Below are 3,450 nucleotides of genomic sequence, written 5' to 3' on the forward strand. Positions count from 1 at the left end.
CCGAAGCGGACGTGCAATGGCTCTCGCCCGTAACTGCCAATCAGCAGTTCATCTGCCAGGGCGCGAATTACCGCCAGCACATGATCGAATCCGGCATGGACCCGGATGCGAAGAAATTCAACATGATCTTCACGAAGGCCACCAGCTGCATCGTTCCTGCGGACTCTAAGCTGGTGAAGCCCAATTCGGTGCGGTTCCTCGACTACGAGATCGAACTCGGTCTTGTCCTCAAGCGCGACGTCACGTCCCGCGCAACGATTACCGACGAGAACCTGTACGACTACGTTGCCGGCGCCGTGATCGTGAACGACTATTCCGCGCGCGATGTGCAGATTCCACAGATGCAGTTCTACAAGGGCAAGAGCTATCGTACGTTCGGCCCGGTCGGCCCGTATCTTTGCCTGCTCGAAAAGCACGACATGCCGAAGCTCAAGGAGCTCGTGCTGACGCTGACTGTCAACGGAACGGTTCGGCAGCACGATTCCACTTCGGGTCTTGTGTACGGTCCGGCAGAGACATTGACCGAGTTGTCCGGCGTTCAAGACCTGCACGTCGGCGACCTGCTCGCAACGGGTACGCCGTCCGGTTGCGCGCTGATCATTCCGTCGCCGGAAAAGCAACGCGCCGCGGCGCAGCTGCCCGAAGCGGAGAAATGGCGTCTTTTTCTCGCGCTGCAAGCCGAGCGACCGCAGTACCTTCAGGATGGCGATGTGGTCGAAGCACGTATCGTTAGCCAGGATGGCTCGATCGATCTTGGCACCCAGCGCAACGTCGTCGTCGCAGAGGCAGCATGAAAGCCGTCGCTAACGAGCAGGATGTCCTCGCTATCGAATCGCAGGGGCAGCCGGCGGATCTTCCGTCGAGCACCTACGAAATGATCTGCCGGGGCGCCGCGATCAATCCATCGGCACCCGCGCTTTCGTTCTTCACAACCGCGGACGACTACGCGAACCCGGAGCGCTGGACTTACAGCGAACTGGTGCGCGACATCACGCGCACGGCGAACATGTTGTCGCGACTGGGTGTGCAGCGAGGCATGGTCGTCGCCTATGTATTGCCGAATCTCCCCGAAACGCACTTTGTGGTCTGGGGCGGCGAGGCGGTCGGCATCGTCTGCGCGATCAATCCACTGCTCGAAAGCGACGCGATAGGCGAGTTGCTCACTGCATCGGGCGCCAGTGTGCTTGTCACTTTGGCGCCGTATCCCGGCACGGACCTGTGGCCGAAAGTGCAGACGGTCTTGCACAAGGTTGCGTCGCTCGAGCATCTCGTGCTGATCAATCTTGCCGACCATGCGCCGGCTGAACAGCGATTTGCGGCCCGAATGCTTCAGCGCGGCGAATGCTCAAGGTTGCATGGCGAGGAAGGTGTGCGAGGCGCGGTTCCTTCGCACATCAGCATCCACGACTTCGGCGAAGCCGTCGCACGGGAGCCGGGCATGGCGCTCTGCACGCCACACCGGATGAACAGGGACGACGTGTCGTCCTACTTCTGCACGGGCGGCACAACAGGCCTGCCAAAAATTGCGATGCGCCGGCATGGCAACGAGGTGGCCAATGCGTGGAGCGCCGGACAATTCCTCGGTGAAAGCGTGGGCCCGGGCAAGACGATCTTTTGCGGATTGCCGCTTTTCCACGTCAACGCCGTCATGGTGACGGGGCTGCTGCCGTTTTCACGCGGTGCACATGTCGTGATGGGCACGCCGCAAGGCTATCGCGGAGAACGCGTCGTCCAACGCTTCTGGGATATCGTCGCGCATTACCGCATCAACTTTTTCAGCGGCGTGCCGACCCTCTATGGCTCGCTGCTGGACGTTCCCGTTGGCGAGCGCGATATCGGTTCGCTCGAATACGGGTTGTGCGGCGCCGCGCCGATGCCAGTGGAGTTGCTGCGTGCATTCCAGGCTCGAACCGGAATCAGGATCCTCGAAGGCTACGGCCTCACGGAAGGTACTTGCATTAGCAGCATCAATCCGCCGCTTGGCGAACGGCGGGTCGGCTCAATCGGCCTTCGTGTCCCGGGCCAGGCCATGAAAGCCGTGATGGTCGATGAAGCGGGCCGTTATGTGCGGGACTGCGTCGCTGACGAGATTGGTCAACTGGTGATCTCCGGCCCGAACGTGTTCATCGGCTATATGCGGCCGGAGCAGAACAACGGCATCTGGCTGGACCTGGCTGATGGCGGCAGATGGCTCAATACAGGCGATCTCGGTCGCCGCGACGCGGACGGTTACTTCTGGCTCACTGGCCGGAAGAAGGAACTGATTATTCGTGGCGGACACAACATCGACCCTGCAGCGATCGAAGAAGCGTTGCACCGCCATCCGGCGGTCCAGATTGCCGCGGCGGTGGGGCGTCCTGACATGCACGCAGGCGAACTGCCAGTCGCCTATGTGCAGCTCAAGCCAGGCACATCGGCAAATGAAGCAGAAATGGCAGCGTTCCTGCGTGACGAGATCAGCGAGCGAGCTGCATTCCCAAAGGGCATCCGGATCGTTGAAACAATGCCCCTGACGGGTGTCGGCAAGATCTTCAAGCCCGCGCTGAAGCGGCTCGAAACGGTAGACGCCCTGCGGTTGGCGCTCGTGGAAGCTGGCGTCGATGGCGCAACCGTCAGCATCGCTGACGATGCCTTGCGTGGGATTTCAGTTCACGTCGAACTTCCTGGCACAGAACGCGAATCATTGGCGGCTTCCGCGCTCGGGCGCTTTCCGTTCGCGTTTTCAATCGCTGTCGCGCAGGGTTCGAGAAGCAGCGGCGACGGCAACGGGATGTCAGAGACGCACAAGGTTTCGAAGTGACATGGTTTCTCGCATCGACGCAGGTGTCCAGTCACTCGCATGCGAGGTGATGGCACGGCTGAATCGCGAATGTCACCGGTTTTTGGTTGGGGAAGAAGATGGGTATTGCTTCAGAGAGATCCTTGCGTTCGCTTGTTGAAAAATGGCTTGCGCCGACTTCCGGGACCCCGGTGCGCGTTACCCGGTTAAGTCGTCCGCAGGCGCATGCGGGGAACTGTGTGCATATTGAGCTGCTTTTGCCGACAAGGTCGGTTGGACTGTTCTTTTTCCGGCACCGCGACGGTTCGTGGAGTGTGTTCCCGCCGCAGGCCGAGCGGCTCGTGATGCGTGTTCACTGACATGCAGGGCCATTTGTCAAAACTGGCAACCGTTCAGAAGGGCAAAGAGAAGTAACAGACGTTCGCAGTTCAGGACTCGGTACGGCGAACCGGCAGGAAGCAACGCTGCGATCTGGATAAATCATATCGATGTATTTAGTATGCCTATTTAAATAGAATGAGACGTTTTTGGACTCGGCATAAACATACGGAAGCCGATCCAACGAGCTTGACCAATAGGCGGATCGCAAACGCCGTGTGCACGATAAGAAAGATATTTAGCCGATGAGGCAGGAGAAGACACGTGAGGAATTACAGGAAAAATGTTCGGCC

The 3,450-nt window shown here is 59.5% G+C and carries 2 protein-coding genes; both read left to right on the plus strand.

Annotated elements, in window-relative coordinates; genetic code table 11:
- A partial coding sequence (locus tag VMJ11_RS31995) for a fumarylacetoacetate hydrolase family protein (protein ID WP_325625010.1) occupies positions 1 to 794 on the plus strand: 794 nt, incomplete at its 5' end.
- Positions 791 to 2,800, plus strand: coding sequence for an acyl-CoA synthetase (locus tag VMJ11_RS32000; protein ID WP_325625011.1), 2,010 nt, complete (start codon positions 791 to 793; stop codon positions 2,798 to 2,800). The genes VMJ11_RS31995 and VMJ11_RS32000, both read left to right, overlap by 4 nt.
- The last annotated feature ends 650 nt before the right edge of the window (positions 2,801 to 3,450 follow it).

Origin of the sequence: Paraburkholderia sp. (genome assembly GCF_035501035.1) — a bacterium.
In the GTDB taxonomy this organism is placed as follows: Bacteria; Pseudomonadota; Gammaproteobacteria; order Burkholderiales; family Burkholderiaceae; genus Paraburkholderia.